The organism is Clostridium sp. 1001271st1 H5 (assembly GCF_005845215.1).
In the GTDB taxonomy this organism is placed as follows: Bacteria; Bacillota; Clostridia; order Lachnospirales; family Lachnospiraceae; genus Enterocloster.
Genome location: NZ_SPHO01000004.1, coordinates 189,449 through 215,926 on the forward strand (window position 1 = coordinate 189,449; position 26,478 = coordinate 215,926).

Below are 26,478 nucleotides of genomic sequence, written 5' to 3' on the forward strand. Positions count from 1 at the left end.
CGGTTTCTGTTGATTACCTCCTCACTTATAGTATATGCCGGCTGCTCCGGATTGTCCTGCCGCCCGGATTATTCACCGGACAGGCTATATACCCGGCCGGACTATATACCGGACGAACTATACCCGGACGGACTACTGGCCGGACGGTATATAAGCTGCCAGCACATCCCTGGACTTTCTGACCACCAGTCCGCTTCCTCCGGCGTTCTTCACATCTTCCACCATACTGACCATAAGAACCGGATTTTGAATGTTCCCATCAGCCGTGTACACGGCAAACCACCCCAGTTCCGTGCCGCTGGTGTCCTCCTTGGATGCCTTTATCTCAGCGGTTCCAGTCTTTCCTGCCAGGGTAATGTCAGAACGCATGGCAGCATGTCCTGTGCCGTGCTCTGAATGGATAACAGCCTTCATCCCGTCCTCCACGGTTTCTGCCGCCTCCGGCGTGCAGGCATCCTCAATCCATACCTCCGGCTCCGGCGTGTCCTTATACACAAGATAGGGCTTCAGAACCTTCCCGCGGTTGGGGTACATGGTGTAAAGAGATGCCAGATGAATGGGGTTTACCAGCATCTGGCCCTGGCCGTATCCGCTGTCCGCCAGCTGGATTTCCGTTTCTATCCGTTCCGTATTGGAGTACTGGGATTCCGCAACCGAGATTTCAAAGGGCAGTTTCCGGTTGAATCCCAGCCGGTCCAGTCCCGCCATGAAATTATCATAGCCGATTTTCAGGGCTGCCTTTGCAAAATATATGTTATCTGAGTAGATATAGGCATTTTTAAGGTTAACCGGACTGTATCCGTGAAGGGTAGTGACGTAATAACCGCCCCAGCCCGCATCCTTCTGCCAGCTTAGCCCTGCTGCCTCCCCGAAATCCTCATCCGGCGTAAGAGCGCCGGAGGTAAGGCCAATGACGCCTGTAATGGGCTTAAAGGACGAGCCGGGGGCAAAACGCTGCCGGAAACGGTTTAACATGGGTTTTCTCTCATCCTCATTCAGTGCTGCCCAGGCTGCCTCCGACATGCCAAGGATAAAGTCATTGTTATCATAGCTGGGCGTGTTCACCAGGGCCAGAACTTCCCCTGTATAGGGATTCATGGCCACTGTACAGCTTTTGCTGTCCTGGAATGTATCATACACCAGTTCCTGAAGGCTGCTGTCTATGGTGAGGGTGATGTCCTGGCCGTCAATCCTGGGGATAGCGGCCAGCACCTGCTTTTCTTCTCCCTGGGAGGTGACAATGGATATGATGCGTCCATTCTGGCCCTTTAGTTCCTTCTCGAACAGCCCTTCCATTCCGCTTCTGCCTATAACGCTGTCTGACAGATAGCCTTCCCCCTTGTGCTCCTCCAGGTCTTCGGCCGTCACATTCTGTACATAGCCCACCAGATGGGCCGCTTTCCCGCCCAGGGGATAATACCTGACAGGCGTATCCGTAATCATGACGCCCGGAATGGTCAGAAGCTGGTCCTGAAGCGCCCTGTTCTGCACATTCTCCTCCTCTGGCAGAGCTGACTTGAGGTTGAGCTCATCCACTTTCTTTAACGTCTTGACAGGAACAAGGGAATCGTCCTTTACCCACCCGGCCGACAGCTTTTTGCGGATGCTGTCAGCCGAAATCCCTAAAAGCTCTGACAGACGGCTTAAGTCGTCCTCTGAATAGCTGTCCCCAACCCGGCTCATCTTTCCCGGCACAAGACCCACCATGGACGCGCTGCCCTTTCCGGCCAGCATGATACCGTTTCTGTCCAGAATGCTTCCTCTTATAGCCTTGTCCGCCACAACCCGTACCTTGTCGTTCCAGCTCAGGTTGGGAAATATGACACGGTCGCTCCAGACCAGCCTGTAATCCTTTGTTTCCTTCCCATCCTTTTTCCTTTTGTTCTTTTCTTCACCATGGCTGCCTGTTCCGTTTTCTACGGAAGATGCCTCCAGCTTAAAATCCACCTGGTTGAAAAAATGGATGGCGCCGGCAGAGCTTTCCATGCTGGTCTCATAGCTGACGGTCTGAATCCCCTGTTCCTGATTCTTTTCCTCCACCCCGGTAATCTCCACCTGGATGGAAGAAGCGCCTATGCCCTCGTATATGTTCTTATTCCTGGTTACAAAGTCCTCCCTGCTGATGTTCATACGGCTTTCGGAATCCAGCATCTGGTACATGGCCTCATAATTTCCCTGGGACAGGTAGCCCGTATACTCCATGAACCGTTCATCCGGCGCAGCCGGCCCGGAGCTGTCCCTTGACTTTGAAAACCATAAAAACCCTGTGCCCGCGGCTGCAGCCAAAAGGCAGGCCAGGACTGCGGGAAGGATAATGACTGCCCTTGCTTTTTTTCTCTTCCTTCTGCTTCTCATTATATTTCCTCTCTTTAATTATGCTGGTTCAGGCATACTTTCTCTGAATCCATCCATAAATTGTTGCATAAGTGGCTGGCAAAATCAATAGCACAGCCGGATAATTAAGAAAAAATAAAGTAAAATCCCGGCCAGCCTGCATACCTGTCAGCTGTCCGGGAATGCGGCCGCAAGGCCTCCCTGAGGGGCGTTTACACTTTATTCCATCTATTTTACTGACGCTCTATGGCCGCCAGTTCAAGCCGGTCCGTTTCCATCCAGTACAGGCCGTAGCCCAGTGTTTCCAGACCGCCGTTTCCCAATGTAACGAACCCGTATACATTGGCATCCGTTTCCATGACAGGGCAGAGATTGGATATCCAGAGAATCTCCTGCCCTGCCTGCTCCCGGATTATTTCCCGGATTGTCTCCCGGATGGCCATTGCCTCTTCCGAATGGCTCCATTGCATAATGGAATCCGGTTTTTCCTGAAACCTACCCTTCAGCTCCAGGCTGCCGTCGGCAAATGTATACCGGTATGTCACCGGCATCTCCGTTTTAGGCGAATAGCATTCCGGCGATATAAAAGCACTGTCCTTATCTGCTGTGATAAGGGAATAATTGTCTCCCTGTGTTGTGCCTGCTCCCAGGGACTTAAGGTCCAGGGTCCTGTTTATCTTCCACCCTTCCCCTGTATTGATACACTGGAACAGTCCCGCAAAGCTATGAAATACAATCTGCCCATGACCTGCGTAGTCCAGCTCAATCCCATCAGCTCCCAGCAGGCTCAGATTGTCGGACATCTTTTCCAGGTCCGCCGGTTTAGCGGTCAGCTCCGCCGGTTTCTCGGTCAACTCCGCCGGTTTCTCGGTCAACTCCGCCGGTTTCTCGGTCAGCTCCGCCGGTTTCTCGGTCAGCTCCGCTGCGGAGGTGGTTTCCACCGCAGCCACGGTTACAGTCCCGGCCGCAGAATTCATATGTGCTGTCCTGCTGCACCCGGCCATCCCTCCCACAGCCATGATGGCTGCGGCCGTACCCAGAGCCAGCATATTTTTCCTGATATCGTTCTGCAAACAGTCTCCTCCTTCTCCGTCCGGTCACATCTGTACCGGCAATACAAATTCCTGGTTCCACCTGTAGGAAGGACTTTGGAGCTGAAGTCTGATTACAGAGTCCCCCTCCTGATAAAAAGCCTTAAATCCCGCCAGCTCTCCTGCATTATATTTATCTGCCCCTGCCATATCCGCCTGGGCGTATACTGTCTTAAAGGGGTCGCCGGTCCCTCCCTCCTGGCCTTCCTCCGGCTGTACCGCATTCACATAGTACAGAGTCTTATCCGCATCCCTCATCTCGGCCCTGGCATTGATATAAACCATATGCCTGGTAAGAGGTTCCCCGTTTTCATCCGTACCATATTCATAAAGTTCATCCATGGGACGGATTCCGTTCAGGTATATCCTGCAGTCCCTGAATTCCACTGCCTCGTCCAGGGACTGCCGTTCCTCAGGAATGGGAATCTCCAGTACGGCTCCCTGTTCCGGCGATGTGACAACAGGTTTCTCTGCATGCAGGTATGCTTCCGTAACAGCCGTTCCCTCCGGTATCCTGTACAGCGTCTCCTGTATGCTTCTGGGCTGGATGCCAGAGAGCTGGTCCAGAGACGTGGTCAGCTGTTCCCCCCGCGCAGGCACCAGTTCAGACGTTTTCCCGTCCGACAGCGTTGCCATCAGTTTCCCGCGGCTGAATCCGATTCTGTATCCATCCTGCGAGTAGGTATAGGTGGTAAGTCTGAGTCCCTCATCCTCCACCTCCCCCTCAGCCATCCCGTAAAATCCTTCATGCACCACCATTCCCTCTATATCCTCCAGCGAACCATAGGAGGGCGCCTTCTTAAAAACAATCTTCATAGGCTCTTGAAAGCCCTCCAGCCATAATTCATAGACGCCCTCCGGCTTAGCCAGTGTAAACCACTCCTTCCCTATGGTTTTTTCCGACACAGTGGATATGCAGTAGCCGCCTTTTCCGTTGTCATTGCAGGAGGTGCTGTTCCTCTGCTGCTGAAAACCCAGGCCGTCCATTCCCTTCCCTTTTATCCGGTCAAAGGTAACCGCCCTTGCGCCCTTTTCCTTCTGCGCCTTTTTCCCGGTCCGTAACCTGTCCTGAAAAGCACTGCGGCCATATAGGTTCTTCCCGCTGTCAATGCAGAAATAGCTGTCATCCCATTGCACATAAAGTCCCTGTTCCTGCTTCTTCCGGTTCTCCTCCTCCTGTTCCAAAATTTCCTTCACCTTCTCATCCGGTATCAGGGTCACGGTATCATCCCTCAGTTTCACCTTGACGCTGAGTACATTGTCCTGGTATACCGCGGAGAGAAGCCTTGCACTGACTCTGTCCCCATCTGTTTTCAGCCTGCTGGCATCCATATCCAATACATACAGAACCGGCTCTCCCTGTTTGCATATGCCGTAACCGGGAACCATCTGCCACTGGTTCTCTGTCACCGGACCGGCTGCCGTCTTCTCTGCTGCGGCTGTCTCCCGGGCGCCATTTTCCGGCTCCGTCTGTCCTTGGCCGTCCTGTTCCCTGACAGTCCCGGTTTGTTCCTGTCTGTCCCTTGTGTTGCTGTCAGCAGGCTGGCAGGCCGCCAGGCTTACAGCCGCAAACATGAGACAGGCTCTTATTCCGCGGATTTTCCTCATACAAATCCTCCTTTTGGAACGCTGGGCCGCGTCCTTAAAAGGCCCGGCATGATTCCTATCCTAATTCTACCATATCCTCTTTTTTCAGTGCTGAACTTTTCTTTAATAATCCTTACAATTACGCTGACCGCCCTGTTTCGGTGAAAAAATTAACCCGCCATGTGTCTTGTCACATGTAAATATATGTGCTATACTGTTGCAGACACAAACAGAAAGCCAAATGAAAAAACGCCGGCGCATCACTGCCGGCAGAACAGGGGAAATTATGACGAAGCAGGAAGAAATAAGGCAGTTAAAAGCAGAACAGGACGCCGTCATCCTGGCCCATTATTATGTGGACCCCCAGGTGCAGGAAATGGCAGATTACATAGGAGATTCATTCTATTTAAGCAAGGTGGCCGCGGGTCTTGGCAACAGGACCCTGGTATTCTGCGGAGTCTCCTTCATGGGCGAAAGCGGAAAGCTGCTGAGTCCGGACAAGGTGGTCCTGATGCCCGACGCACAGGCGGACTGCCCCATGGCCCACATGGTGACAAGGGAGGAAGTGGAACAATACAGAAAGGAATATCCGGACCTTGCAGTGGTCTGTTACATCAATTCCACGGCAGAAATCAAATCCTGGTCCGATGTGTGCGTTACATCCGCCAATGCAGTCCGGATTGTGAGGAACCTGCCAAACCAGGACATTCTGTTCATACCGGATAAAAACCTGGGCCGGTATGTGGCCGGCCAGGTGCCTGAAAAGCATGTGATGCTGGTAAAGGGCTGCTGTCCCGTCCACGACCATATGTCCCCCGGCGAGGTATCTGCCTTAAAGGAAATCCATCCCCACGCCCAGGTACTGGCCCACCCGGAATGCAATGCCCAGGTTCTTAAGCTGGCCGACTATATCGGCTCCACTGCCGGAATACTTAAATACGCTGCCGGAAGTTCCTCCAGGGAATTCATTATATGTACGGAAAATGGCGTGCGCTATGAACTGGAACGGCAGAATCCCGGCAAAGAGTTTTATTTTCCTGACACGGAACCAGTCTGCCGGGATATGAAAAAAATAACCCTGGATAAAATCATCCATGTCCTTCGTACCGGGCAGAACCAGGCATCTGTGCCGGAAGCCTATGTCCCGTCGGCAGGCAGGGCCCTGGAACAGATGCTTAAGCTGGCGCAGTAAATTCAGGGCGGCGGATTCCAAAAGGAGGCATAGGAAATGACAAAACATATATACTGTGATGTGGTGATTGCAGGCTGCGGGGTAGCAGGGCTTTACACGGCCCTGAACCTGCCGGAGGACCTGCATATCCTGATGATATGCAAGGAGGATAGGAAAACCTGCGATTCCATGCTGGCCCAGGGAGGCATCTGCGTGCTCCGGGATGAGGAGGACTATGATTCCTATTTTGAGGACACCATGAAGGCTGGCCATTACGAAAACCGGAAGGAAAGCGTGGACTTGATGATACGCACCAGCCCCGCCGTTATCCGTCATCTGCTGGAGCTTGGGGTAGGATTTGACAAAAACCAGGACGGTAGTTTAAAATATACGAAGGAAGGCGCCCATTCCAGGCCGAGAATCTGTTTCCATGAGGACATCACCGGCCAGGCCATTACCACGGTCCTCCAGGAACGGACAGCCGCGCTCCCCAATGTGGATATCATGGAATATACGGTCATGACAGACATTCTGACTGCAAACGGCTCCTGTGCAGGCATCCAGGCCAGGACCAGGGACGGCGGCGCCCTCTCCATCCATGCCCGGGACACGGTTATGGCCACCGGGGGGATTGGGGGGCTTTACCGGCATTCCACCAATTTTCCCTGTCTTACAGGAGATGCGCTGACCATTGCCCGGGCGCACGGCGTGAAGCTGGAGCACCTGGATTACGTGCAGATTCATCCCACCAGCCTTTACACGGAAAAACCGGGCAGGTCCTTTCTCATCTCGGAATCGGCCCGCGGTGAAGGGGCTGTACTCTTAAACAGTAAAGGAGAGCGCTTTGTCAATGAGCTTCTGCCCAGGGACCTGGTATCCCAGGCCATTGAGGCTGAGATGGATAAAGAGGGAAGCAGGCATGTCTGGCTGTCATTTGCCCCCGTGCCCCGGATAACCATCCTGGAACATTTTCCCCATATATACGAGACATGTCTTGCGGAGGGGTATGACATCACAAAAGAACCCATTCCGGTTGTGCCTGCCCAGCACTATTTTATGGGCGGCATATGGGTGGACCTGGATTCCAGGACCACCATGGAGCATCTGTATGCAGTGGGTGAAACCAGCTGCAACGGGGTCCACGGAAAGAACCGCCTGGCCAGCAACAGCCTGTTAGAGAGCCTGGTGTTTGCCGGAAAAGCCGCAGAACGAATAGAAAACAGCCAGAAAGGGAGAACTGATTATGAATCCAATTACCATGCAGCTTGTTGCTGACAAATACATACGTCTTGCCCTGGAGGAGGACATAAGCAGTGAGGACGTATCCACCAACGCAGTCATGCCTGAATACAAAAAGGGACAGGTACAGCTTATCTGTAAGGAGGACGGAATTATAGCCGGATTGCAGATTTTTGAGCGTGTATTTACCCTTCTGGACCCGGAAACCAGTGTGGTTTTTGATGTCAGGGACGGCGATGCAGTAAAAAAAGGCCAGCATCTGGCCACGGTCACAGGAGATGTACGCGTCCTTCTGTCCGGTGAACGGACGGCACTGAATTATCTGCAGCGCCTAAGCGGCATCGCCACCTATACCCACTCTGTGGCTGAAATGCTTAAGGGCACCGGGACAATGCTGCTAGACACCCGGAAAACCACGCCCTGCATGCGTATCTTTGAAAAATACGCGGTGCGGATTGGAGGCGGACGGAACCACCGCTACAACCTGTCCGACGGCGTTCTGTTAAAGGATAACCACATTGATGCGGCCGGCGGCGTCAGGGAGGCGGTTGCTGCCGCAAAGGCATATGCTCCCTTTGTCCGCAAGATAGAGGTGGAGACAGAGAATCTGGACATGGTGAAGGAGGCGGTGGATGCAGGCGCCGACATCATCATGCTGGACAACATGACGCCGGAGCAGATGGCCGAAGCCATACGCTATATTGACGGCCGGGCCAAAACCGAGTGTTCCGGCAACATGACAAAAGAAAACATCCGGACCATTACGGAGCTGGGCGTGGATTATGTTTCCAGCGGCGCCCTGACCCACTCGGCTCCGATTCTGGATATCAGTCTGAAGCATCTGGAGGTGCTGGCAGATTAAGGCAGGACTATGTATTACAGGAGGGAATGGAACATGGAAGATGTGATGAACGGAGCACAGAGACGCAGGAAGCTTCTGGATATGATGAGGCAGGCCTCCGCCCCCTTGTCCGGCGGGGCCCTTGGCAGGCAAACCGGTGTCAGCCGCCAGGTGGTGGTCCAGGATATCGCCCTGCTGCGCACCATGGGTTATCCCATTCTCTCCACTGCCCGCGGATATGTCCTCAATGAATCCAGGCAGGCGTCCCGTCTCTTTAAGGTCTGCCACACCAATGAGCAGACAGAGGATGAGCTGGTCACCATTGTGGACCTGGGGGGGATTGTACTGGATGTCATGGTGAATCACCGGGTATACGGAAAAATGTCAGCCCCCCTTAACATCAAGAACCGCCGCGACGTACAGCTGTTCATGAACAATATAAGGACAGGGAAATCCGCCCCTCTCATGAATGTCACATCAGGCTACCACTTCCATCATGTCAGCGCCGAACAGGAGGAAATACTGGATGAAATAGAGGAGGCCCTGAGGGAAAAACACTATCTGGCAGAGCTGCTGCCTTATGAGATGTCCGATGATGAGTAGACAGGAGCCTGATATGCAGAGTAACGCACATGTTAAAAACCCATTTTACTGCGGCCTCACAATTGGCCGTTACACGGAATACACCAGGAAGCTGGCCAGCCCCCTGAGGGCAGCCCTGATTGCAGACCTGCACAGCACCATCTACGGCAGCGCCCAGGAGCCGCTGCTGGAAGCCATACACAGCCACAGGCCTGACCTGGTTCTCATGGCAGGCGACATTGCCGACCACAAAGTCCCCCATAAGGGGACTTTACTGCTTTTAGAGGGCTTAAAGGGAAGGTATCCCACCTACTATGTCACGGGAAACCATGAGCAGTGGATTCACCAGATACCTGATATCCGGAAAATGTTCACCCGATACGGCGTCACTGTCCTTGGCGGCCGGACAATCCGCACATCCATCAAAGGCCAGCCCCTGATTATAGGAGGGGTGGATGACCCCCACGCCTTTACGGACTCCCACCACTCCGTAAAGCTGGATTCCAGATGGAAGGAACAATTCTGGCGCTGCTGTTCCCGCACCTCCCCTTTTATCTACTCCATCCTGCTGTCCCACCGTCCGGAACTCACCAAATATTACAGGGACAGCGGATTCGACCTGGTAGTGGCAGGCCACGCCCATGGGGGACAGTTCCGTATTCCCGGCTGTCCGGGCGGACTTCTGGCTCCTCACCAGGGCTTCTTTCCCCGGTATGCAGGGGGACAGTATGTCCTGGGCTCCACCTCCCTGATTGTCAGCCGGGGACTGTGCCTGAACAGGCTGCCCCGTATTTATAATCCGCCGGAGCTGGTTGTGGTGGACCTTAAACCCATTTCATAGATTCCACAAAAGACTGGAACGCCTCCATGTCCTGGCTGCCGCTGTATTCATTGTCCGGCATAAAGCCTCCTGAGAGTTCAATCATACGCCCGTTTTCTTCATCCGGCACAATGTACTCAATATAGGTGGTTTCATAGAGGGTATTCTGCCGGACCGTCAGCTTGAAAGCCCGCCGCCCGTCCAGCGTAATATCCTCTGCTTTGTCCACTGTCATCACTTCACCGTCAAAATCCAGGCCCATGTTTTTCAGGCCGGCCACCAGCTCTTCCCGTTTCCTCCGGCCGTAAGCCGCTGCATTTTCATCCGCCTTATAAGGGGAGTCCGTCATGGATAATGTATACCTCTCACCTCCGCTTTCCTCACAGCAGCGCAGGTCAATGCCGCCTTCTTCTCCGTAGCCGTATATTGTAAAGCTGCTGTCCTTTTCCATCTCCGGTGCCAAATCTATTTCAAATCCATACGTTCTCTGATGGAATGTACTGTCTTCTATATCCGCCCTTCCCCATGGGTCGTGATTCGGGTCCAATTCCAGCTCTTCCTCCTCCTGGGCCTGCTGTCCGCTCCAGTCCCATTCCCTTGGAACCGCATCCATGAACTTCTCCCCGTCGTGCTGGAAAAAGCCGGTAATGCCCTCATCAATCACCTTAAATCCGTTCTCTCCGCAAAATTTCAGGGTTCCAAGATAAGGATAGCTGCCGCTGCAGCCAGAGAGAAGGACCATTCCGCCTGCATATGGTTCGCATTGGACCACATGTTCATCGAACACCTTGGAAGAACCGGCAGAAGTCAGCCTCATAAGGTCAGGAGCCTCCTGTCCGCTGCCGCAAAACGCAAAGTATTCCCCTCCCTGTTCCCCTGACTCAAAGAAAGTACCCGGACAATAGTTATCCAGTATTTTTTTTCCGTCGCAATATAATGTCCATGTATCCTTATGTTCCGAATAAAAAATCCCGTCCTCCGTCACCTTCTGGATGTCAATTGCATATCCCTCCGCCACGCATTCCGGAGTACTGGTAAGGGTATTGTCAGTCAGGCTGAATTTGTATATCCAGCTTTCAGCTGACTGGAATGCATCATCCAGCTTTGCCACGGTCATATACAGGGCCCCGTCCCCCTCCGTCATAATCCAGGAGTACTCATGCAGCCAGTCATCCTGGATACCGGGAAGCCGGATTTCCGTCACCTGGTCCCCCACTGCCGCAAACAGCCCTTGGGACTGGCTGCCTTCACTGCATAGGTAGAACAATACCGGAGCCTGGTCCGTAAACATGGGGTCCCCCACAAACTCATATGCCATGGAAAACTTGTCTGTGAGAAGGGTTTTCGCTCCGTCTGAACAGAAATACAGGGAGCTTCTGTTATAGGTATCTGTATCCTGGGTATCACCAGGCACCAGATAGTAAAGGCTGCCGTATTCCGGAGCCAGATAATAGTTGGCTGCATGGTCCTCCTCTGTAAGAATTTCCTCCATGGAACCATCCGCACCAATCCGCGCCAGCTCATGCCAGTAATCCTCTCCCTTGTCAACCGCCCGTTCCACATACACGATTCCAGCATCCTTATTCAGCCCCGCAAAGTCCATTCCCTCTGCCAGCAGAATTTCCTGTCCGTCCTGATAGCGGTACAGGGCCTGTCCGTCCCCGCTTTCATTCAGTCTGCTAAAGCAGAAATTATCCCCTTCCTCTGCAGGATAGAATCCATAGATGTCGGGCACAGCCAGTTTTTTCCCTTCTCCCGGCCGGTAGGAATAGAGGTTGATTTTCAGGTCCTCCGAAAATATATCCTCTGTATCCGGCTCCTGAATCCACAGGGTGCTGCCGCACATCTCAGCAACCGCATCCCCTTCCATGATGTCTTCCGTTTTCCCGTCCTCTTCCCTGACAGAAATAAACTTCTCATTATAATCAAACCAGCTGTCCCCAGTCTCAAAATTGAACACGGAAAAGCTGCCGTCCTCAGCCTGCTTCACATCATCATAAGTTTTAAGGTTGGCCCATATGCTTGCTTTCTCTGCCAGCACAACCGGATTCTTCCCCGGTTCCATATTCCCGTTCACATCTGCCCGCATCAGATTGGCATCCTTGATATAATAGACATAAGCCGGTTCCTTTTTTACCCCCTGCCCGTCATTTGTGCCGGATACGGTCTGCTGGCTGCTCCCAGGCTGGGATTGTCCCTTGGCGCCGTCACCTCCTGCAGGGGCGCTGCAGCCTCCGCCTGCAAGCACAGCGCACAGGGCCAGGGCTGTCAGCTGTATATATCTGTTATTTCTTTTACCGCTCCTTTTTCTCATTTCCTCTCCTCCTGATGATAAATATCCGCATTTACGTCGTATATCCGTACTCTTTTTATAGCTGCATAATCAGCCCGGAGACGGCGGATTTTATTAAGGTTTTTCTAATTTTTCTTACAGTTGCACCTGACATCTTTACATTTACCAATGGGATGATTACTATACAGTTTAAAGGAGGAGAACCCTATGATTCAAACGATGAAACACGATTCCCGGCCGCCTCTGCTCTGCTGCATTGGAAAACTGGCCATTGCCAGCTGGCTGATGACAAATACCATGTATCTTCTGGCCAGCCATGTCCCCTTTGTGACCCTGGACTTTGTAAGGCAGATTTCCCTGGAAAGCTTCCTGGGCATCTGGATTGGAATCTTTCTCTGCATGGCCATTCCCTGCGTGCTTCCCACTGCCCGCTCCCGGATTCATTTTTCCCTGACTCCAAGTGTGCTTATGTACATCGCCACCCTGATGATAAAGGAAACATTCATACTATGATAAAAACCATGGAACAATGGCTTACCGGTAAAAAGCTGCTGGTAATCCTCACCATCACGGCCGCTGCCTGGTTTTCCTTTACCGCTATCATGACAGTGCTGCGGTACCGGCTTAATTATGCATCGGCCTATGACTTCGGAATCTTTTCACAGATGTATTACTACATGGATAAAGGTCTGTCCCCTCTGACCACCTGTGAGCGCGACGGGCTTTTATCCCACTTTGCAGTCCATCTCTCGCCTGTTTTTTACCTGCTGCTGCCCTTTTACAAATTGGTCCCCAGGCCGGAAACCCTGCTGGTGCTTCAGTCACTTATTGTCATAAGCGGGATGGTTCCTCTGTGTCTTTTGACCCGGTCATTTGGGCTTACCCGCCTGCAGACCTTGTGTTTCGGTCTTATGTATTGCTTTTACCCCGCCTTTATGGGCGGATGTTTTTATGATTTCCACGAAAATAAATTCCTGGCCGTTATCATTCTCTGGTGCATGTATTTTCTGGAAACAGGCCATTTTAAATCCTTGCTGGCCTCTGCCGTCCTTCTCCTTATGGTAAAGGAGGATGCCCCTGTTTATGCTGCCTGCATCGGCCTTTACATGTTCCTGTGGAAAAAGCAGTACCGCCTGGGAGCCATTGTCTTCCTGGCGTCATGTGTGTATTTCTGCATGGCCATCTGGTACATCAACCGGTTTGGGGACGGAGCCATGATAAACCGGTTTGACAATTTCATATCCGACAAGGGTCTGGGCTTAGTCAGCATGTTTAAGACCATTCTGGTCAATCCCGCTTATGTGCTGTCCCAGATTGCAGTGAAGGACAAAATCCTGTTTTTCCTCCAAATGCTCCTTCCGCTGGGTTTCCTCCCCTTTATGACCAGGGACTGGCAGAAATGGACCCTGCTCATTCCCTTTGTACTCATCAATCTCATGTCCAATTATAAGTACCAGCACTCTGTCTACTTTCAGTATACCTATGGTTCCGGGGCCCTGCTCATCTATCTTGCATTGGTAAATTTCCGGGATATGAAAAAAACATCCAATGGAAGCCGCAGGGAGCATTCCGGATATAAGAGCTGGTTTCCGGGCGCTGTCTGTGTCTGGGGCCTGCTGTGCGGCCTTATTCTCACCGGAAACGTAATGTACGCCAAGTCAAACTATGCCGGCCTGTATCAGCGCCACCGGGAGGAGGCCGCCCAGGCCAGAGCCCTTTTGGAACAGATTCCACAGGACGCCTCTGTAAAGTCCTCCACCTTTTTCCTGCCGCAGCTTTCCATGCGGGATGAAGTCTATCTGCTCACAAGCAGGCATGGGGCTGATTATATGGTGGTGGACCTGAGAAAGGGATATGAAAAAGACCTGGAACAGCTGCTGGACAGCTGCCATGAACAGGGGTATGAGACAGCAGGAACCGTGGACGGTTATGTGGCCCTTCTAAAGCGGGACCCTGAATAGCCGTCCTCCGGCCATTTCCATCGGTCCGGACAATTTCCTCCAGCAGCGCCATGTCGATTGTGCTGCCTGTTTGGCTGATTTCGAAGCAGGCGTTAGAACGCCCATCTGTGCCCCTTTGGCAGGCATTCGTCACATAGCAGTTCACCGTTCACAGTGGCCCCATTGCACAGTCCTGTCACCGGGTCCTGTTTCTCCCTGTCCGTGGTCCATCCATGACATCTGGCGCATTGACCGCAGTTCATGGTCAGCGGATTGAGCAGCAGTTCGGTTGTGGACTGCCACTCTGCAACATGGCTGTCATCCAGCACGATTCCCTCTTCCGGGAGCCTTTCCCACATTGCATTGTTCAGCTTTCTCCTCAGTTCGCGGCTGTGCGTCTTATTCGTTTTTTACATAATCCTCCTCCATTATATCAAATCCCTTGAAAGAATTCCATTTATTCGTGACATTCTTTCTCTGTTCCTTTCCCGGCATATCCCTTAAATAACAAAGGGCCCCGGGAAACCTTCATGCCCATCATACCCCTTCCAAGCTTCTGCACAAAATACAGAATCAGCACAATCCCTGCTCCGCCAGCCAGACAGAGCAGCCGGTTCTCAATGGCTGTGGATGTATCCAGCAGCACCAGGGAAGCATTGATGGCGCACACTGCATTGACTATCTGTTTGTATTTATACTCCGAGGTAAAAAAACTGATATATCCCAGAAACAATACCATGCCAAAAGCCCAGCTCTCCGGCACCAGCATGCGGAATACCACCACGAAAAACAAAATTCCCAGGACATTTCCCAGGAAACGGTGGCGTATGCGTTCCAAGGTCTCATGGTAATGGAGCTGTGTCAGGGACATTACCACTATGCTGATCCACAGGGGCTTTTTCAGGTGAAGTACCATGCCAATGAACATGGCTGCCGCTATTCCCACGGACATCCTGAGGATATAGCCTTTCCTGACCGTGCAAAGCTGTATCTGTTCTTTTAAGCTGCGTCCGTCCTTTCCATGTCCGTTCCAGTACCATTTTATGACCGTGGTAACCGCTACCGCTGCGCCTCCTGCCGCCGCGCCTGCCAGACGTATGGGAAATGCCCCTGCCGGTACTGGCGTGGACTGGGCAAATACAAAGCACAGCAGGAAACTGATGGCCGGTTTATACATGGCCGGTTCACAGGTCAGGACCATAATAAGAAGGACAAACAGGAAATCAATCCCAAACGCTGCCGCCGGCGGCATCAATGCGGTCTGTCCGGCCAGAACACAGCCGCAGTATAATCCAATGATGATTCCGGCCATGGTTACTGGCTTCACCCCGATATACCCATCCGGGAACATGGTCATGCCCACACCGATTGCCACCCCCGGAAGCACATTCTGAACACCAAATATGGATTGGAATACAAATACAAAGGCCAGGTTAAATGCAAAACGAAGGGCATTTTCCACGGCCTGTTCCCATAAAGTCATCTTTTTCTTTTCATTTTCTGCCATTCTTATCCTTCTTCCTCTTGATTCTGCTTTAAAAATGTTGTAAACTGAAAGCAGCCATAAGTACATTTTGATTGATAGTCCACTTTAATTTACTAATTATTATAATCATATCCCACCTGTTTGTCAATGACCGCATAAGGCAGCTTTGGGGCACAGCTTTGTACTCCTGCTTTGTACCTGCTTTATGGCTGCCGGGCGGATGACCACAGATGGGACCGGAGGATTTTATGGATAACAAAAATTTTACCGAGGAACTGCTCCGTCTGTTTCCCTACTGGCATTATAAAATTGACAAACCCTTCAAGGCATTCATGAAGGATAAGATGAGCCTGGAAACCTACTTCTGTCTGCAGGTACTTCTCCGCAAGGGTCCCATGACCATGACGGAACTCACCCGACATTTAAATGTCAGCAAACAGCAGGCCACCAAGCTGATTGAAATCCTGTGCAGCCATGACTTTGTGAGAAGGCTTCCCACGGAACATGACCGCCGCTGCATCGTCATAGAGGTAACAGAACGCGCCAAGGATTATATGGCAGACACGATTTATAAGGACACCTCATTTGTGGATAAACTGGAGCAGGAACTTGGGTCTGAGGATATGGGAAGGCTGGAACAGGCTGTCCTGATACTGTCGGATGTACTTTCCAGGCTGGGCTGATGCGGCCGGACATGCTCTCCTAACTGGGCTTATGCGGCCGGACATGCTCTCCTGGCCGGGCTGCACGGTCAAATATGCTCCCTGGCGCCAATCAACTGCCCCAGCGTCTTTAACAGTACATCCACCTCTATGGGCTTGGAGAGATGGCTGTCCATGCCGTTTCTCAGGGATTTCTTCATATCCTCGTCAAAGGCATTGGCTGTCATGGCAATAATTGGCACAGTCCTGGAATCCGGCCTGCCAAGGGTACGGATTCTCCGGGCTGCCTCCATTCCATCCATGACCGGCATACGGATATCCATGAGGATAGCATCATAGTAGCCGGGACACTGTCCGGCGAACCGTTCCACTGCCTCCATTCCATTGACAGCCGTCTCGACTGAAAATCCGTTCATCTCCAATATTTCCCTTGCAATCTCCCGGTTCATCTCGTTGTCCTCTGCCAGCAGCAGCCGCTTTCCCTCCGGATGAAACACAGTCTCATCCTGTCCTGCCTGTTCCGTGAGCTTCTTTTCCTCATTCTGTGCATACGGCAGGGGTATGGCAAAGAAGAATACAGAGCCCTGTCCCGGCCGGCTGTCCACTTCCAGGCTTCCTCCCATCAATTGTACCAGACGGCTGGATATCGTCAACCCCAGACCCGTGCCTCCATAATTGGAAGCCGTATCGCTGTCTGCCTGCTCAAAGGCATTGAATATACGTCCCTGTGCCTCCCGGCTGATGCCGATTCCTGTATCAGACACGGAAAAATGCAGCACTGTCTCCCTTTCTGATTGCTGCTCCTGCCATATCCTAAGGGTAATGGTCCCACCCCTTTCCGTGAACTTGACTGCATTTCCCAAAAGATTCACCAGTATCTGGTTTAACCTTAATTCATCTGCATATACAGCCGGTCCCATGGCAAACTGGTTGTCAACCCAAAGGCCAATGCCCTTTTCAGACGCCTGTGGGCGTATAAGAAAGTCCAGGTTCTCCACAATGCGGTCAATATTTACAGGCGCCGGATGAATCTCCAGTCTTCCGCTTTCAATCCTGGACATATCCAGCACATCGTTTATCAGATTCAGCAGATACCGGTTGGCTGCTTCGATTTTATTCAGGCAGTCCATGGTCTTTGCCGGATTGTCAGGAACTGTCTTGGCAATGATGGTCATACCTGTAATTGCATTCATGGGAGTACGGATTTCATGGCTCATCCGTGAAAGAAAATCCGTCTTGGCCCTGCTCACAGCATCCGCCCTGGCTTTCAGTATAAAGGACGAGATAATTTTGGTCAGCTCGCTTAACAGCCTTCTCTCCGCCTGGGTCCAGGAATGTGCCTGGGCCACCTCAAAGCTCATGGCTCCCACACACTGGCCATAATTCCATATAGCCGCATGCAGGATACTCTCCATATGTGTTCTGCTGGTTATGATGCGCTGCTGGCACAGCCCGTCCGCATCATACGCCCTGTAAATGGCCTCCAATTCCTCCTGTGTGATATACCGCGGCTTTTCCGGCAACCGGTCAGAGGGATGGCGTATCCACTGGTACATGGGACGGCAGCTTAAATAACCGGAATCCATTTCCACAATGAGAATCCGGTCCAGCCCGCATACCTTGCCCACCCTGGCCAGCAGAAGCAGGATGGCATCGTCCAGATTCCTGGACTTACCCAACAGGTCCAGGGCAAATACAGTAAGGTCTTCCCGGATGACGTCAGGCCGGTCTATCTTATTAATGGTATGGCTCTGAGGGTAAATCTGGGTCAGCAGCCGCCCCACCTCATTGGAGGTTTCCATGTAAAATGCAGCCTGACCCTTCCCATGCTCCTTTACATACTTAAGAGTACTCTCTGCACAGCGGTAAAGGCCGCTGTACTCATCTGTCACCGAGGTCATGCAGATTCCGATGCTGGCCGATATCTCCAGGTCGGGATTGCATCCGGCTGTCAGTTCATGGATATTACCGGCCAGTTCCGCCCCCAGGCTGCCGGCCCTGTCCCTTGGACAGTTTCCAATAAACAGCATGAATTCATCTCCGCCCAGACGCACAAGAATATCCTCAGGCGCAGTAAGTGTCCTCAGGACATCCGCGGCATCCTGCAGGATTGCATCTGCAAACACCTGTCCCTCTTTCTCATTTATGTCCCTGAACCCATCCATATCCAGGAGCATCAGGGCGCATTCCTCATCCGGTGATTTACCGGCCAGGTACTCCCTCACCTTGCCGATTCCGGCTGCGCGCTTGTAAAGCCCGGTCAGTCCGTCCCGGCTGCGGGCATCTTCCAGGGCAAATTCCTTCTCCTTTTCAGACTGGATGTTGGTTATCTTTCCAATGACACGCGTCACCTTATGTGATTCATCCTGAACCGGGGTTCCTGTAATCTTTACCCAGAATTTCCGGCCGCCGCCGGTCATGGAATCAAACTGAAGCTCTGCCTCCCTCCACGCACCGCATTCTAAAATGGCACGGAAATAGGAAAAACCCGGCTGCCCCATGATATCCAGCACATGTTTGACCATGAACCGGTCAATGGTATACTCCTGCCGGTGCCTGTCCCCTGCTTCAGACAGGTCCTCCAGGCTTCCAAAGGCTGAATATGTATCGGAGTCCACATCGTATTCATAGACTATCACGCACGTATTTTCCAAAGCAACATGAAACCGGTACTGCTCCTTTTCCAAGCGTCTGGTCTGCTCCCTCCACTCCCCGTATATCCGGTTAAATGCCCTGGCAAATCCCCTTGTCTCCCTGGCGCCCATGGGCATAAGGGCGGCAAATCCTTCTCCATCCATCATTCCGAGGGTACGCGTGTAGTGGGAGAAGGGGCGGATAATCAGGCAGTAAAACAAAATGGATTCAAGGCAGAATGTAAGGACCAGCCCTATCATGAGATATCTGGCAGCGCTCAGGTTATCCCCTGTCCGCCGGACGGTTTCCTCCAGCTCTGCCTCCTTCCGCTCCCGCAAAAGCCTTCGAAAGGACGTAATATCCCTCTTGATTCCCTCCTTGGCAGAGGTATACTCCTTCCCAAAGATATACCCGGCCGCCAGCTCCTGCTTCTGCGCGGAGGAAAGGGACTCTTCCCCATTTTCATACAGTACATCCCTTATGCGTTCCGGCATCTGCTCCCGGTCCATGCCCAGACTGTCGGCCCTGAGCCTCATGGCCCACGCCTCTCCCTCCATCAGCCGGTCGGAATTATGCTTGGCCCGGTCCACCAGGGCCAGCTCCTCTTCTGTCAGTGAAAGGGAGCCAAGGGTTTCGGCTGCCTTGTCCCGGTTTCTCGCTTCCCTGGCTTCATTCCAGTAATTTTCCAAATGTGTTTCATCCCCTGTGACAATAAAATGATATGCCTCATTGGTCAGATAGTCCGATGCATCTGCCAGACGCTGCCCCTCCTTTTCGCACATCCTCCGGTTCATCTCTATCTGCGTCTGCGCGCGCACCAGACGGTCCGCCTCCTGCATCCTGGCGCCAAAAAGAACCATGATGACTGCCATCAGGACAAATATCATCACGGACCATAAATTTATATTAAATCCTTTTTCCTCCATACAGGACTCCTATATCCTTATCAATTTTATCTGCTGTGTCCATGGCTGCAGTCCAGGTCAGCCCCGCCGCCCGTATACCCTAAAGACCTTTAACATATTCAATAAATTCCTCCAAAGGCAGGGGCCTGCTGTAATAATAACCCTGGTAAATACTGCATCCCAGCTGTTCCAGAGTCTGAATCTGCTCCGGTGTCTCCACGCACTCAGCCACTGTATTGACTCCCAGAATCCGGGACATGTTCATGATATTGCCCACCAGCTCGCATGTCTGGGTATGTTCGGGCAGGCGCCGAATCAGGGAACCGTCAATCTTCACCTCATCGTAGTGGGATGAATTCAGATAGTTAAGGGAACCATGCCCCATTCCAAAGTCATCCATGCTGATGCGGACACGTGACTCTCTCAGCTTCTCCAGCTGGCGTTCCAGATTAGGTCCTGGATTCAATGCCACCTGCTCGGTCAGCTCAATGGTCAAATCACTGCCCTCCACACCGGCATCCTCCAGAATCTTCAAAACCTGGTCTGCAAAGGACGGGTCCTCCAGCTCCAGAGGAAGTATGTTCACGGAAAAGGATACAGGGTGTCCTGATTGTGCCCGGGCCGCCGCCATATCCCTGCAGGCCTTCTCCACAATATACATGCCCAGCGGGCCGATAAAATCCCCCTGGACAGCCAATGCAATAATAAGAGGGGGATACACAAAGCCCCGGCCCATATAATTCCACCGCAAAAGCGCCTCGCATCCATAGAGGGTACCGTCACGGTTCACCTGGGGCTGGTAGTAGAGTTCCAGCTCCCCTTTGGACAGGGCATACTCCAGGTCCGAAGCCAGCAGCTTGGCTGTCTGCTGGTTTTCGTAGGTATTCCAGCGGAAATCCCTGACCCATACTGAGTGTTCGTCCTCGTTCATGGATGATTCCAGCCTCTTGATTTTTCCCAAAAATTCCCGGTCCTGGACCAGCTCGCTATGCCTGATAAAAGGAATGTAAATCAGGGTCCCCACCGCCAGATTAAAAGCCTGAAGCAGGCTTCCGGTTACACTCCCGGTTGCCAAGTAACCGCTGGCCAGCACAGGCACGGTCCACTCCACACTCCTGGATGCCACCGGCACCAGCCCGGACCACATGGCAAAGCTGCTTATGACTGACAGCACCATGGGTGTCAGAATAAAAGGCAGAATCATATCCGCGCTGAATATGATGGGAAATCCAAACAATACCAGCTCATTGATATTAAAGACAACCGCTGGCAGGGACAGGCTGGCCAGCCTGCGGTTATTCTTCTTCCTTGCGGCCAGAAACAGAGCCAGGACCATGCACAGGGCGCATCCGCTGCCCCCGATGAACACAAAGGTGTCCAGAAATGTCTTGCTGAACACATGGGTGGGCACCAGCCCCTGGGCCGCCATGGCCTGGTTGGCAGCTACCTCTGATTCAAACAGCCTGCGGGATACTGCCTCCAGTGTATTGGTCCCATGAATACCGAAAAACCAAAGCACATGGGACAGAAGAATATATAAAAGCATGGAAAACAGACTGTTTCCCATCTGGCCGAACAGCTTAAGAAACAGGTAAGAGCCGAAATTCATGATATTCACGTCGTCAAATGCCAGACTCAGAACCAGTCCGGCAAAGCCGCACAAGCCAATGGTGGCAACGGCAGGAATCAGGCTCTGCATGGAGGCATTAAAATTATAGGCCACCCCCATGGTGTACAGGTGGCGGAAACCCTCCACCCACCGGTAGATTCCGGTCAGAAGAAAACAGCTGAGCAGGGTAATGCATATGGCGGTAAAGCTCCACTCCGGTCCCCAGATAGCCACACCGCCTGACGGATAGGAAAAGGCTATGAACGCACACAGGGCCACTGCCGGGAAAAAAATGTGGGTATTCTTATATACCGTCTGATCTTCCCCGTAGGAATACGATATCATTAGTGCGAAAATAAAGGAAAGAGAGCCAAAGGTAGCCTGGTATATGGCCATGAGCAGCAGCTTTACACTGCCCCCTGCCAGATTAGGCAAAAGCTCCTGCCAGGCCCTCAGCGGAAACTGCATGATGACCATGGAAAAGGAGCCCAGAATCAAAAACGGTATGGTCAGCAAAAGTCCCTGACGCACTGAAAAAATATAGATATTTTTATTGAGAAATTGGCGTATTCTCTCCATGTCTCCCCTCCCCTGAGGTCTCATTGATTCCCAAAAACAGTTATGCTATCATTATACAGGCTTTGGAAAGATTTGTTAAGGAAAAGTTAAGTATTAATTTTTTTATGGTACTTGACAATGCATAGTAGTGTGTATAATATAGTAATCACAAGGAGGGGTTAATGACCATGAATCCACAATTTAAAAAGGGGGTCCTTGAGCTGGTGGTACTGGAATCAGTCCGAAAAAGAGACATGTATGGCTACGAACTGGTAGAGGAAGTATCCAAGGTCATTGATGTCAATGAAGGGACCATCTACCCCCTCTTAAAGAGACTGACCAATGAGCATTATTTTGAAACTTATTTGCGGGAATCCACGGAAGGGCCTCCCAGAAAGTATTACCATCTGACTGCCGCAGGCATTCTGTACCGGGATGAGCTGGAACGGGAATGGGACCAGTTCCAGCAGAAAGTATGTACATTTTTGAAGGAGCATAACGATGAATAAGACGGAATTTTTAGATGAACTTAAAAACCATCTGGCTGTGCTGGAAGAAAAGGAACAGCAGGATATCCTGGAGGAATATACACAGCATATTGACATGAAGATGGAAAGCGGCCTCAGCGAGGAGGATGCCATCAGGGATTTTGGGGAACTGGGCCAGCTGGCTGCAGAGATTCTTGAGGCTTATCATGTAAACCCCCATTATTACGGAAACAGTGACGTATCCCGCGGGTTTAAGGCAGGCGGCGCAGTACGGAAGGTACGGACCGGCCTTATGGGTATTGTCAGGGCGGCCGGCCGTTTCTTACATAGAATGTCTGCTGCCTGCGGCCGGAATGCCTGTGACCTGTTTATGAGGGTACGGACCTTTTTATCACGGATTACGGCCCGCCGGCCTCATATGGTAAGCCGTTTCAGTTCAGGGAAGAAGAACGGGCTTTCCAGACAGCTGGCAGTTCCGGGGAGTGACCGGTGGTCTGACCAGGGCGCTGTTCCCAACACCGGCCGGGATACCGGCAAGGAGGATGGCATGTACGCCGGCCGGGGCCGAGGTATTGTCCGAAACGCAGTCCGGAGCACCGGGGCATCCATATGGCTGGTTCTGAAAAGCATGTTCTGCGGACTGGGTGTCTTTTTCTCCGCCTGTCTTTCCATGGCTGTGTGGTGCTTGTTCTTCTGCCTGCGCTGGACATGGAACGTCCTGCTTTTTATGCTGTCATTGTTCAGCGGCTGCCTCGCCCTGTTCTCATTGTATCTAATGGCGGTATTTCTGGTATGGATGGTCCAGGGCTATCCCTTTGCAGGTCCTGCCCTGCTCAGCCTTGGCTGTGTGCTCTGCGGAGGCTCCTTTTCCATTCTGTGCATAAGCCTGTTAAGGCTTCGCCGGAACACAAAGAGCACGGCTGTTTCAGATGTTTCCGGTCATAATACTTCAGAGGAGGTGCAGCATGCGTAAACTGCAGTCAGCTATGATAGCCCTGTTCTGCACAGGCGTATTTGCAGCAGGCCTGGGCACAGGAATGACATGTTCAGAGTTCTCATCCTTCGCCTATATGGGTAATGCAGATGCGGAGCCTGTTGACATGAAAACCGATATATTGGAATATGACATGAGCCAGGATACTTCTCTGAATATGTTCAGGACGAACCATCTGCCGGAATCAGAGGAGGATATTGTGGCCGATGCATCTGTTCCCCGGGGAACAATCCGTTTCCAGGTCACCTATAATGCTGCCGCCATCCGGCCCTATGTGGAATTTTCAAAAGGAGAATATGTGACCATCGGATATTACGATGTATCGGATGACTTTGAACGTTTCATGAGATATAAAGACCTGTTTCTGAAGGATTTAAAGGCCAGACAGCTGCATTCCTACGAGCCCTCCGGCATCACGCAGATAAAGGTGCTGGTGCATCCGGATGACAGGGACCTGCTGCGTCTCCGGTAAATAAAGGGGAACCTTCCCCAAACTGCAGGGAGTACAATATAAAAAGGCTGGAAACGGAATCACACTTCCGCATTTCCGGCCTTTCTATTTTTAGTCTTTATTTCCGTCCTTATTTAACCTTCCTGTCTTCCCTGCTATTCTGCAAACGACCTGGCAATCTCTATGAGAAGCTCTGTTATCTTTTCCATGGACTGAACCGAAATGAATTCATACTTTCCATGGAAATTATGGCCTCCTGTGCACAGGTTCGGACAGGGAAGTCCCATATAGGACAGCCTGGCGCCGTCCGTGCCTCCCCGAATCGGCACCACAATGGGCTGAATCCCCAGCTTTTCCATGGATGCCCTGGCCTTGTCAATCAAATCCATATGGGGCTCAATCTTCTCTTTCATGTTATAATAAGAATCCTTTACCATTGCCTCCACGGTTCCGGAACCATACTTCTGGTTCATGAATCCGGCTGCCTGGACAAACAATTCTTTCTTGCGCTCAAACTTAGCCCGGTCATGGTCCCTGATGATGTAATCCATCCTGGCTTCCTCCACGCAGCCGGTCAGCCGGTCCAGATGGAAAAATCCCTCATACCCTTCTGTATACATGGGATTCTGGTCTGACGGAAGCAGTGACTGGAATTCCATAGCCATGAGCAGGGCATTTCTCATACGTCCCTTGGCTGTGCCCGGATGGATATTGGCCCCATGGACCGTCACCCTTGCGGAAGCAGCATTGAAATTTTCATACTCCAGCTCTCCCAGGGCTCCGCCGTCAACGGTGTAAGCCACATCAGCCCCAAAATCCTGCACATCAAAGCCGTCGGCTCCCCGGCCCACCTCCTCGTCCGGCGTAAAACCAATGCAGATTGTTCCGTGCTTTACTTCCGGATGCTTAAGAAAATATGAGGCCATGGTCATAATTTCTGCAATACCGGCCTTATCATCTGCTCCCAGCAGTGTGGTCCCATCCGTGGTAATCAGGGTCTTGCCCTTATATTCCTTTAAATCCGGAAAGTCCCCGGTCCTCATCCATATGTCCTGTTCCCTGTTCAGACATATGTCCTGTCCGTCATAATCCTGGATGAACTGAGGCTTCACATCCCTGCCTGAAAAGGAAGGAGCCGTATCCATATGGGCGATAAAGCCCAGGGACAGCGCTTTCTTTCCCTCCTCCAGATTGGACGGAATACACGCATATACGTATCCCTGCTCACTCATCCTTACCTGGGAAGCCCCCAGCTCCTCCAGTTCCCGGACCAGCCTGCGGGCCAGTTCAAACTGCTTCTCCGTGCTGGGAATGGACTCCCTGTCATCCTCTGACTGGGTGTCATATGAAACATATTCCAGCAATCTTCCTGTAACCTCCGATACTTCTGCCACCTCTCCATTACCTCCTGCTCTATTTCCTGCTAACCTTTTTATGAAATCGCCGCAGCCTGTCAAAACCATACTTTGTTCCGGCTGCTAACGGTTTGCCAGTTCCTCCGTGATTTCCTCCCATGTTATGCCGCGGTCCGCCATGAGCACCATCATGTGGTAGAGAAAATCAGAAATCTCATATTTGATTTCTTCCGGATTGGGATTCTTGGCCGCTATGACGATTTCCGTGGCCTCCTCCCCCAGCTTCTTAAGTATTTTATCGATTCCCTTGTCAAACAGATAATTGGTGTAGGAGCCTTCCTTGGGATGCTCCTTACGGTCCAGTATGACCCCAAATACCTCCTCAAATACCTTTAACGGATTGGTTTCCTTATATTCCTTCTCCGCCAGGGTGGTAAAGAAGCAGGACCGGTTCCCTGTATGGCAGGCAGCTCCCACCTGCTTCACCGTTGCCAGGATGGTGTCATTATCACAGTCAATCTTCAGGGATTTTACATACTGGAAGTGACCGCTTGTCTCGCCCTTGAGCCACAGCTTCTGCCGGCTCCTGCTGTAATAGGTCATCCTTCCGGACGCCAGCGTGGCCTGGAATGATTCCTCATTCATATAGGCCATCATCAGCACCTCCATGGTCTTATAGTCCTGGACAATGACAGGCATAAGCCCGCCGCTCCCCAGCTTGAAGTCCTTCCATTCCACAGAGCTCTCAAAGGTGTCCGTGACAATTCCGGCACCTTTTAAAATCTGCTTCAGCTCCATCACCTTGTCCACAGAGTCCTCGGCCAGGGTCAGCACAGCGCCTTCCACCTGGGGACAGCCCAGGCTCAGCTTCAAATCCCCTGCCATCTCCTGGACGCTTTCATGCCCGCCGCAGAAAATAAGGCTTCTGCAGGATATCTCGCCGATTTCCCCCAGCTCAGCCAGGGAAGGAACCGGTCCTGAAGCCCTGCATATCATCACGGATGCACCCAGCTGAATGTATTCCTCCACCCGGTTCAGATAGGACAGGTCCGGCATATAGGCATATATCTTTTCACTGCCAAACCGGTCCGCTGCCTCCTTCATCATATCCACATTGTCTTCATAGCTCACATCCAGGAATACGGCGCTGGCCCCTGCATAGAGATATTTCTTCACATCCTCCAGACGCCTGATTCGTCCTCCTGCCAGTATGGGTTCGTCCACAGTACGGGCTGTTTCCTTGATAGCGCCGATAACAGCCTCATGGTCCTCATCTGAAAAAGAACGGTCGCAGATAAATATTTCATCCGCCCCATTGTCACAGGCTGTCCTGGCAAGGTCTTCCAGCCTGCCCTCATACTCAAGCTTTCCGTTCCAGGAAAATGTCTTTCCATTCCTGTAACCAAATCCCATAATCAGCTTCTTGCAATCAGTCATT

21 protein-coding genes are annotated in these 26,478 nt (G+C 52.0%); 11 read left to right on the top strand and 10 right to left on the bottom strand.

The features are described from left to right. Positions 1-132 precede the first annotated feature (132 nt). The 3 genes from FGS84_RS07695 to FGS84_RS07705 all read right to left on the bottom strand — a co-directional run bounded on the left by FGS84_RS07695 (position 133) and on the right by FGS84_RS07705 (position 5,033). The gene (locus FGS84_RS07695; protein WP_138307259.1) at positions 133-2,355 is read right to left on the bottom strand and encodes a penicillin-binding transpeptidase domain-containing protein; all 2,223 of its coding nucleotides are present in this window, start codon (positions 2,353-2,355) and stop codon (positions 133-135) included. Positions 2,356-2,567: 212 nt separating this feature from the next. Continuing rightward, positions 2,568-3,407, bottom strand: coding sequence for a hypothetical protein (locus FGS84_RS07700; RefSeq protein WP_138307261.1), 840 nt, complete (start codon positions 3,405-3,407; stop codon positions 2,568-2,570). 24 nt (positions 3,408-3,431) lie between these two features. Beyond that, the gene (locus FGS84_RS07705) at positions 3,432-5,033 is read right to left on the bottom strand and encodes a hypothetical protein (RefSeq protein WP_243129902.1); all 1,602 of its coding nucleotides are present in this window, start codon (positions 5,031-5,033) and stop codon (positions 3,432-3,434) included. 220 nt (positions 5,034-5,253) lie between these two features. Between FGS84_RS07705 and nadA the strand changes: the two genes are divergently transcribed. Genes nadA through FGS84_RS07730 form a run of 5 tightly spaced genes read left to right on the top strand, consistent with a single transcriptional unit; the run spans position 5,254 to position 9,686 of the window. Then, entirely contained in the window at positions 5,254-6,204 is a 951-nt protein-coding gene (nadA, locus tag FGS84_RS07710) for a quinolinate synthase NadA (protein ID WP_347563804.1), read from the top strand. Positions 6,205-6,240: 36 nt separating this feature from the next. Continuing rightward, positions 6,241-7,458, top strand: coding sequence for an L-aspartate oxidase (locus FGS84_RS07715; RefSeq protein ID WP_138307265.1), 1,218 nt, complete (start codon positions 6,241-6,243; stop codon positions 7,456-7,458). Continuing rightward, positions 7,427-8,284 (top strand): carboxylating nicotinate-nucleotide diphosphorylase, encoded by an 858-nt coding sequence (gene nadC / locus FGS84_RS07720; protein ID WP_138307267.1) that lies wholly within the window; start codon positions 7,427-7,429, stop codon positions 8,282-8,284. The genes FGS84_RS07715 and nadC overlap by 32 nt, the downstream gene beginning before the upstream one ends. A gap of 33 nt (positions 8,285-8,317) precedes the next feature. Beyond that, entirely contained in the window at positions 8,318-8,866 is a 549-nt protein-coding gene (locus tag FGS84_RS07725; RefSeq protein ID WP_138307269.1) for a transcription repressor NadR, read from the top strand. Between the two features lie 13 nt (positions 8,867-8,879). Then, positions 8,880-9,686, top strand: coding sequence for a metallophosphoesterase (locus tag FGS84_RS07730; protein ID WP_138307271.1), 807 nt, complete (start codon positions 8,880-8,882; stop codon positions 9,684-9,686). Here FGS84_RS07730 and FGS84_RS31385 read toward each other — a convergent pair. Beyond that, entirely contained in the window at positions 9,670-11,979 is a 2,310-nt protein-coding gene (locus FGS84_RS31385) for a hypothetical protein (RefSeq protein ID WP_243129903.1), read from the bottom strand. The two genes, FGS84_RS07730 and FGS84_RS31385, sit on opposite strands and share 17 nt — an antisense overlap. 186 nt (positions 11,980-12,165) lie before the next feature. Here FGS84_RS31385 and FGS84_RS07740 point away from each other — a divergent pair, with 186 nt between their 5' ends. Next, the gene (locus FGS84_RS07740; protein ID WP_138307273.1) at positions 12,166-12,471 is read left to right on the top strand and encodes a hypothetical protein; all 306 of its coding nucleotides are present in this window, start codon (positions 12,166-12,168) and stop codon (positions 12,469-12,471) included. Further along, complete coding sequence (locus tag FGS84_RS07745) at positions 12,468-13,919, top strand: DUF2079 domain-containing protein (RefSeq protein WP_138307275.1); 1,452 nt, start codon at positions 12,468-12,470, stop codon at positions 13,917-13,919. The genes FGS84_RS07740 and FGS84_RS07745 overlap by 4 nt, the downstream gene beginning before the upstream one ends. A gap of 92 nt (positions 13,920-14,011) precedes the next feature. Here the strand turns inward: FGS84_RS07745 and FGS84_RS07750 are convergent, their stop codons facing one another. After that, on the bottom strand, positions 14,012-14,257 hold the full coding sequence (locus tag FGS84_RS07750) for a hypothetical protein (protein WP_243129904.1): 246 nt from the start codon (positions 14,255-14,257) through the stop codon (positions 14,012-14,014). Positions 14,258-14,355: 98 nt separating this feature from the next. Beyond that, positions 14,356-15,405 carry an FUSC family protein gene (locus tag FGS84_RS07755; RefSeq protein WP_243129905.1) on the bottom strand — a complete coding sequence of 350 codons (1,050 nt, stop codon included), beginning with the start codon at positions 15,403-15,405 and terminating at the stop codon, positions 14,356-14,358. A 227-nt stretch (positions 15,406-15,632) separates the two neighbouring features. Between FGS84_RS07755 and FGS84_RS07760 the strand changes: the two genes are divergently transcribed. Beyond that, positions 15,633-16,067 carry a MarR family transcriptional regulator gene (locus FGS84_RS07760; protein WP_138307277.1) on the top strand — a complete coding sequence of 145 codons (435 nt, stop codon included), beginning with the start codon at positions 15,633-15,635 and terminating at the stop codon, positions 16,065-16,067. Positions 16,068-16,135: 68 nt separating this feature from the next. Here FGS84_RS07760 and FGS84_RS07765 read toward each other — a convergent pair whose 3' ends face one another. Continuing rightward, entirely contained in the window at positions 16,136-19,606 is a 3,471-nt protein-coding gene (locus tag FGS84_RS07765; protein WP_138307279.1) for an ATP-binding protein, read from the bottom strand. A 79-nt stretch (positions 19,607-19,685) separates the two neighbouring features. Beyond that, positions 19,686-21,773: an EAL domain-containing protein gene (locus FGS84_RS07770; protein ID WP_138307280.1), complete on the bottom strand. Its 2,088-nt coding sequence runs from the start codon at positions 21,771-21,773 to the stop codon at positions 19,686-19,688. A gap of 167 nt (positions 21,774-21,940) precedes the next feature. Between FGS84_RS07770 and FGS84_RS07775 the strand changes: the two genes are divergently transcribed. The 3 genes from FGS84_RS07775 to FGS84_RS07785 are packed head-to-tail and all read left to right on the top strand — an operon-like array spanning position 21,941 to position 23,706. Then, positions 21,941-22,261, top strand: a complete 321-nt coding sequence (locus tag FGS84_RS07775; RefSeq protein ID WP_138307282.1) for a PadR family transcriptional regulator — start codon at positions 21,941-21,943, stop codon at positions 22,259-22,261. Continuing rightward, positions 22,254-23,213, top strand: a complete 960-nt coding sequence (locus FGS84_RS07780) for a DUF1700 domain-containing protein (protein ID WP_138307284.1) — start codon at positions 22,254-22,256, stop codon at positions 23,211-23,213. The genes FGS84_RS07775 and FGS84_RS07780 overlap by 8 nt, the downstream gene beginning before the upstream one ends. Beyond that, on the top strand, positions 23,206-23,706 hold the full coding sequence (locus FGS84_RS07785; RefSeq protein WP_138307286.1) for a hypothetical protein: 501 nt from the start codon (positions 23,206-23,208) through the stop codon (positions 23,704-23,706). Before FGS84_RS07780 ends, FGS84_RS07785 begins: the two co-directional genes overlap by 8 nt. A 134-nt stretch (positions 23,707-23,840) precedes the next feature. Here the strand turns inward: FGS84_RS07785 and pepT are convergent, their stop codons facing one another. Both pepT and hisIE read right to left on the bottom strand, forming a co-directional pair. Then, positions 23,841-25,079, bottom strand: a complete 1,239-nt coding sequence (gene pepT / locus FGS84_RS07790) for a peptidase T (RefSeq protein WP_138307288.1) — start codon at positions 25,077-25,079, stop codon at positions 23,841-23,843. Positions 25,080-25,163: 84 nt separating this feature from the next. Next, positions 25,164-26,477: a bifunctional phosphoribosyl-AMP cyclohydrolase/phosphoribosyl-ATP diphosphatase HisIE gene (gene hisIE / locus FGS84_RS07795; protein ID WP_138307290.1), complete on the bottom strand. Its 1,314-nt coding sequence runs from the start codon at positions 26,475-26,477 to the stop codon at positions 25,164-25,166. Position 26,478: the final 1 nt, after the last annotated feature.